Below are 6689 nucleotides of genomic sequence, written 5' to 3'. Positions count from 1 at the left end.
AGCTTGAACTCGGTCGGGGACAGTGGGATGTACTGGCCCGCCCGATGGACCTCATGCGCTCGCTCGTCCAGTTCGAGGTCGGCGTAGCGCAGCACCAGGAATCCGATGGTCTGAGCGGCGAGCACCGCCACGGCGGCCAGCAGCGCCGCACCCCACACCAGGCGGCTGCGCAACGACCCGGGCCGTTTGGCGGCGCCCCGCGGATCCGGCGGATCATCCCTCGGTCCACGGGGTGTGGTCGCGCGGCAGGCGCAGGCAGTACCCCACGCCCCGCTGGGTGTGGATCAGTGGCGGATCGAGGTGGTCGATCTTGCGCCGCAGGTATCTCACATACGTTTCGACGATGCGGCCGTCGCCGGAGAAGTCGTAGCCCCAGACGCGGTCCAGGATCTGGGTCTTGCTCAACACCCGGTTGGGGTTCTCCATCAGGAAGGCGAGCAGCTTGAACTCGGTCGGGGACAGTGGGATGTACTGGCCCGCCCGATGGACCTCATGCGCTCGCTCGTCCAGTTCGAGGTCGGCGTAGCGCAGCACCTCGGCCTCGTCCTCGCCCACCTCGTACGGGACATCGTGCCCCGTACGGCGCAGGATGGCGCGGATGCGCAGCAGCACCTCCTCGATGCTGAACGGTTTGCCGACGTAGTCGTCGCCGCCCGCACCGAGGCCGGCGATGCGGTCGCCGACCTCGGTGCGGGCCGTCAGGAACAGGACCGGGGTGCGCACACCGACCGCGCGCAGGGTCCGTTAACAGTGGAACGTTTGGCCTGGGTTTCCTGGGTTTCGCGGCGGAGTGAATGGGTGTGCGTAACCCGTACGGGGGTTTGGTCGTTGATGTGATCGTCAGGCCGTCGTGGGGCGAGGCGTGTGAGGGGGTGGGTGGGGTGCGGCGCAGGGTTGTGGTGGGTGAGGGGGAGGTGCAGCAGGTCGCGGCGGCCTGCGCCCGCGCGCTGCGGGGTGTGGATGCGACGGCTGGGGAGCAGTTGGGCGAGGCGGCTTTGGTGGAGCGGGCCGGGTGGCTGACCGCGCTGGTCGGGTCGCTGGCGGCAGGGGTGGTCCAGGAACACTGGAACGTGCCCGATCTGGCCCGGCTCGCCTCTGGCGTCGACCAGTTGGGCGCGCCGCTGCCGTCGCAGGGGTGGATGGCGTTGCGGCGGCTGGGGTCCGGCGGTGCCGAGCGGTGTGTTGCTGGCCCGGACTCGGCAGATCGCCGCCTTCCAGGCCCGGTACGGGCGGCTGCCGGCGGGCCTGACCGAGTGCGAGCAGGCACCGGGGGCGGGTGGGCACGTGGTGCTCGCGGCGGTCGACAAGCAGCTCGCCACCATCGAACGCTGCCCCGAAGGTCCGTTCCGCTACGGCGTGTTGACGGTGCGGCTGCCGGTGAAGCCCGCGCCCGTCTGCCGGGCCGACTGGCGTCCGGTGCGTATCCGGTTCCGGTTGCCGCCGCATGTGCCCGCCACCGCGGTGCTGTGCGCCCCGACCTTGCGCGTCCGTGAGGGGCGGCTGCTTCTCGATGTGCCCTACGCGCTTGCCGCCCCGAAGCCGGAGCGGGCCGGACACCGCATCGCGGTGGCATTCGACTGGGGGCTGAACACCCTGCTCACCGGAGGTACCCTCCACCTCACCCACGAGACCCAGCCCCGTGCGTTGACCGACGGGCACCCGGTGTACTTCCGTGCGGGAGGGGTGCTGGCCAAGGCCGACCGGCTCCGCATCCACGGCGAGCACATCAGCGCCCGCATCGACCAGCTGCGCACGCTGATCGCATCCCGCCAGGAGCGCGGGATGCGCCCGAACCCCCGGCTGGTGGCGAAACTCGCCGTCCTTGAGGCCGAGCGGGAACGCGTCGCAAGGCGCCGAACCCGGCTGAACGCGGCGCTGGCCCGGGCGGCGGCCCGTTTCATGACCGACCACGCGATGGCCGCCGGAGCCCGGGTCATCTACCTCGAAGACCTGCGCGACATCCAGGCGCGCGGCAAGGGCCGTACACTCAACACACGGCTGTCCCAGACCGTGCGCGGCGCGATCGTCACCCACCTGCGCCACCAGGCCGCCACCCACGGCATCGCGGTCGTCATCGTCCCGCCCCGGGGCACGTCGAAGTACTGCCCGTACTGCCTGACCGCCTTCCGCCACCACAAAGCCCCCAACAATCAGGCGCCGGGCTGGGCATGGGCCACCTGCCCGAACACCACGTGCGGCTACAGCACCGGCCGGGACAACGCCGCCTGGCAGAGGATTGGCGCCCGCGGCCTCACGCACCAGCACAAGACCAGCCTCGACCGCGGCAGCGGCACCTTCGTGATACGTACGGTGGTCGAGGCCCTGGACCGGGCGAGCACGGTCCAGCGGCAGACCTGGGACCGCACCAAGAGCGGACCCACAGCAACACGCCCTGTGCCCGGGAAGCGGCGCAGGGTCCCCGCCCCACCCGAGAACCGCACCCCAACCAGGGCGCGACCGGGTGGCAAGCGTCCGGCGGGGTGGACCCCCACGCACCCGACCCACCGCGGCCAGCGGTGTTCACGGCAGCAGGGACCGACCACGATCGGCACCCCCGCCCGGCCACACCGGCCGGACGGGGCCAGACTCGGGGCAGGCTTCCACCGCCACGCCCACACCACCCCCACCCGGGGACAACCGTGGCCGAGTCACCCTCCCCAGCGGTTCCGAACACCCGGGATCACCCAGGAAACCCAAGCCGATTAGAGACGCTTCGGGTGACCTCGAAGCCGTCGAGGTCGGGCAGCATCACATCGAGCAACAGGAGGTCGGGGCGGAAGCGCTCGACTCCAGCAGGGAGTCGCGCCCCGTGGCGGCGCTGCTCACCTGGTATCCGGACAGGCCCAGGGCCGACTCCAGTAGCAGGCAGATGCCGGGGTCGTCCTCGACGACGAGGATGCGGTGGGGAAACTGGGTGGCGCCTGGCTTCCAGAGCCGTCGGTGCTGCCTCCGTAGGCGGAGGCAGGGACCGTGGCGCAGTGGTCGCCCATCGCGGAGGTGGACCCGGGAACACTGACTGTCCAGGCACCGGGCGCCAGCAGCACTGCCAGGACGGCGCCACCCAGCGCGGCCAGCAGCAGTCAGGCGCCGCAGCCCCGAGAGCAGCAGGAGCGCGATCGCGACGAGGCCGACGACGCCGGGCTGGTCCGGGCCAAGCCATAGCCGAGCCGGGCGGATACGGCCCGCTGCCGCAAATCGCGGAATGGCGCGGTGAGTTGTCCGCACGACGAAGGGGAAAAGCTTCACCGCGACGAATATGCCGGTGAGAAAACCTTGACTCCGTATCAGCCCCGCGGGTTAGGGTGGCGAGGTCTCTGATGGGTTTTTCTCGGAGGTTCCGGAACGCGGGGGCCGTCTTCCGACGGGAGAAGGTGCCGGCGGGCGCAATGTCCACTTTTCGCGCGGGGCGGGGGAATTTCTGCGTGTTGTCGAGCATGTCCTTGCTGCCGGATGGGCGCATTGCGGTCAATGGAATTCCCTGTCGATTCTCGGGGTGTCTTCCCGGGCCAGGTTGACGAATTCGACCCCCGGCTTCTTCCTGATTTCCCCGCGTGGGGCTGCCGCGGTTCCCGCTGTTCATCGCGGACCACGCGCGTGTCGAGGTGGCCGTATGAGACTCATGGAACTATCAGAAGGGGGAACGGTCATATGACCGGCCAGCGAACCGATACGAGACAGACCGCCGTCGTGACCACGATGGCCTCGGACTCCCACACCTGGAATCTGGTGTTCCTTCAGTTACTCATCGAGGAACTGGGTTTTTCCGTGGTGAACCTGGGCCCCTGCGTCCCCGACGATCTGCTGGTGGCCCGATGCGCCGAAATCTCCCCCGCGTTCATCGCGGTGAGCAGCGTCAACGGCCATGGCTACCAGGACGGACTGCGGGTCATCAAGAAACTGCGGGCAGACCACCGGCTCACCGTCACCCCGGTGGTGATCGGCGGAAAGCTCGGCGTCAAGGGCGCGGACGGCGTCCGCGCACAGGAGCTTCGGGCGGCCGGATTCGACGAGGTCGTCGAGGAGGGCAGCGACCCGGCCGCCACCCTGCGCGCCTTCGCCGCCGCGCTGCCCGTCACGGTCACCCACAGCCTGGGCCGGCCCCTCGCCCAGGCCCACGGCGCGCGATGAGCGAGCGGTAGGCGTGGTGGACTTTGGAGCATTCGTCCGGGCCGGTGCGGCGCAGGGCCGACTGGTCGTACAACCCCGCATGGGGTTCAGCGATCCGGCCGCCATGCGCGCCGGGCTCGCCGCGACCCGCGGGGCCGCCGCCCGTACCGTCGGCACCATCACCGTCGACGCGCACACCCGGGTGGGACGCCTGGACGCCGTCGCCACCGCCCTGCGCGAGGGAATCGACCTCAACGGCTACCCGTTGGTCAGCCACCCCGCCGCCACCACCGCACAGGTGCTGTCCGGCATCCAGGGCGAGGACTTCCCCGTACAGGTACGGCACGGCTCGGCGAACCCGGTGGGCATCTTCCGCGCACTGCTCCCCGTACGCCTGGGCGCCACCGAGGGCGGCCCCGTCTCCTACTGCCTGCCGTACGGCCGCACACCGCTGTCCGAGTCCGTGCGCAACTGGGAGGTGAGCTGCGAACTCTTCGCGCAGCTCCGTGACACCGGTATGGAGCCCCATCTGGAGACGTTCGGCGGCTGCATGCTCGGACAGCTGTGCCCGCCCGGCCAGCTGGTGGCCATCAGCGTGCTCGAAGCCCTGTTCTTCGTCCAGCACGGCATCCGCAGCGTATCCGTCAGCTACGCCCAGCAGACCGACCCGACGCAGGACCGGGAGGCCATCGCGGCGCTGCGGCGGCTGTGCGGCGAGCTGCTGCCGGCCGTCGACTGGCATGTCGTCGTCTACACCTACATGGGCCTCTACCCCGAAACGCTCGACGGCGCCTACCGCCTGCTCGGCCAGGCGGCGGAGCTCGCGGTCGTCGGCGGCGCACAGCGGCTGATCGTCAAGACGGCTTCCGAATCACGGCGCATCCCCACCATCGACGAGAATGTGCGCGCTCTGGAATACGCGGCCTGGGCGGCCGGACGCGTCCCGACGGCCCGCGCACGCGCCCGCGCCGCCGACGACGCCGACTCCCGTACGTACGAGGAGGCGGCGGCGCTGGTCGGCGCGGTGCTGAACCTCGCCCCCGATGTGGGCCGCGCGCTGCTGCTTGCCTTCGAACGAGGGTATTTGGACATCCCCTACTGCTTGCACCCGGACAACAGAGGAGACACGCGCAGCTTCATCGACGACGACGGCCGGTTGCGCTGGGAGTCCACCGGTGCCCTGCCGCTCGGCGGCTCCCCACGGCGGGGTGGTGGCGGGCGGTTCACTTCGGCGGACCTTCTCAAGGATCTTTCTTATATGCGCCGGAAATTCGACAATCCCATGGCTGCCGATCTGGTGTGAACTCCCCGCCAGGCGTCAGGTTCAGCCTCGGCTGACGTTCGCTCCCTCGGCGGGAGGGGCGGTGCTCTGCCGTACGACGAGCTGGGGAGTGGGGGCCTGGACGGGGCGGGGTTGGGGGCGTTCGGCCATGACGCGGAGCAGTTCGGTGGCCGTGAGCGTGCCGAGTGCGAAGGTGTCGCGGGTGAGCGCGGTGAGGGTGGGGCGCGCCATGGTGGTGAGGACGGAGTCGTCGAAGGACACGACGGACACCTCGTCGGGCACGGGGATGCCCATCTCGGTGGCCACGCCGAGTCCGGCGACCGCCATCACGTCGTTGTCGTAGACGACCGCCGTGTAGCGCGGCTGCGCTTCGAGCAGCCGGCGGGTCGCCGACGCGCCCTGGGCGTCGGAGTAGTCGGTGGCGATGGACGTCACGTCGATGCCGGCCGAGTCGCGTACTTCGTCGATCGCCCGCAGCCGGCGCTGGGTGTGCTGGTAGGACACGGTGCCGCTGACGTGGCCGATGCGCCGGTGGCCGAGGCCGACCAGATGGTCCAGGATGCTGACCGTCGCGGCGTGGTCGTCGACCCAGACGCTGGTCAGCGGCATGGGGTTGCCGTGGCTTCCCAGCACTACCGCGGGGATGCCGAGATCGGCGACGAGTTGTGGCCGTACGTCGTCGACCGCGAGGTCGAGCAGGACGAGCCCGTCGACGCGGTTCTCGGCCGCCCAGCGCCGATAGACCGCGATCTGGGTCGCGGTGTCCTCGACGATGAGCAACTGGGTGGCGATCCCTCGGTTGGACAGACAGGACTGCAGCCCGGAGAGGAACTGGGCGAAGAACGGCTCGACGCCCAACGTGCGTGCGGGACGGGCGATGACGATGCCGACCACGTCGTTGGTCGCGCCCTTGAGCGCCCGAGCGGCCAGGTGCGGGCGCCAGTTGAGTTCATCCGCGACATCGAGGATGCGCTTGCGGGTCGCATCGCTCAGACCGGGGCGCCCGTTGACCGCGATGGACACGGCCGCGACGGAGACGCCCGCGAGCCGTGCGATGTCGGTGCTGCGCAGCCGGGGCGGCGGCTCCCCGATGGGCGTGCCTCCGGGGGAGCCCGAGTCCGCCTCCGCTCCTGACGAGGCGTTCTTCTTCGGTGACATCGACCCTCCATCGTGGCGCACATGGACTTTACACAAACGTGACAACGCGCTGCGGTGACCGCCGAACTGAAACGTATTAATCTGCCGCCACTCGCGCTACTACTAAAACGTATTAGATGGCCTGTCGCTCCTCCTCCGCGGA

General features: G+C 70.0%; 4 protein-coding genes and 2 pseudogenes. 3 read left to right on the top strand and 3 right to left on the bottom strand.

Going from position 1 to position 6689, the window contains the following annotated elements; all coding sequences use genetic code 11:
* Window positions 1–213: 213 nt before the first annotated feature.
* Window positions 214–744: pseudogene (locus tag ACFV2X_RS01320) on the bottom strand (response regulator transcription factor); the annotation flags it as partial.
* Between the two features lie 423 nt (window positions 745–1167).
* On the opposite strand from ACFV2X_RS01320, the gene ACFV2X_RS01315 reads away from it, so the two are divergent.
* A complete protein-coding gene (locus ACFV2X_RS01315; RefSeq protein ID WP_385609830.1) occupies window positions 1168–2706 on the top strand; it encodes a zinc ribbon domain-containing protein in 1539 nt (512 codons plus the stop codon).
* Between the two features lies 1 nt (window position 2707).
* On the opposite strand, the pseudogene ACFV2X_RS01310 reads toward ACFV2X_RS01315, so the two are convergent.
* Window positions 2708–2898, bottom strand: a pseudogene (locus tag ACFV2X_RS01310) (response regulator); the annotation flags it as partial.
* A gap of 750 nt (window positions 2899–3648) precedes the next feature.
* Between ACFV2X_RS01310 and ACFV2X_RS01305 the strand changes: the two are divergent.
* Together ACFV2X_RS01305 and ACFV2X_RS01300 are read left to right on the top strand one after the other, a co-directional pair.
* Window positions 3649–4128, top strand: a complete 480-nt coding sequence (locus tag ACFV2X_RS01305) for a cobalamin B12-binding domain-containing protein (RefSeq protein WP_385609829.1) — start codon at window positions 3649–3651, stop codon at window positions 4126–4128.
* 13 nt (window positions 4129–4141) lie between these two features.
* Entirely contained in the window at window positions 4142–5410 is a 1269-nt protein-coding gene (locus ACFV2X_RS01300) for a methylaspartate mutase (RefSeq protein WP_385609827.1), read from the top strand.
* Between the two features lie 21 nt (window positions 5411–5431).
* Here ACFV2X_RS01300 and ACFV2X_RS01295 read toward each other — a convergent pair whose 3' ends face one another.
* Window positions 5432–6547 carry a LacI family DNA-binding transcriptional regulator gene (locus ACFV2X_RS01295; RefSeq protein WP_385609825.1) on the bottom strand — a complete coding sequence of 372 codons (1116 nt, stop codon included), beginning with the start codon at window positions 6545–6547 and terminating at the stop codon, window positions 5432–5434.
* Between the last annotated feature and the right edge of the window lie 142 nt (window positions 6548–6689).

It is taken from the genome of Streptomyces sp. NPDC059679 (genome assembly GCF_042734105.1).
GTDB lineage: Bacteria > Actinomycetota > Actinomycetes > Streptomycetales > Streptomycetaceae > Streptomyces.
The sequence above is the reverse complement of the archived record's forward strand: the minus strand, read 5'-3'. Positions and strand labels throughout refer to the sequence as shown.

Bases quoted from the DNA above. Each gene is read 5' to 3' on its own strand.
- ACFV2X_RS01305 (WP_385609829.1), top strand. From the start codon at position 3,649: ATGACCGGCCAGCGAACCGATACGAGACAGACCGCCGTCGTGACCACG.
- ACFV2X_RS01295 (WP_385609825.1), bottom strand. From the start codon at position 6,547: ATGTCACCGAAGAAGAACGCCTCGTCAGGAGCGGAGGCGGACTCGGGC.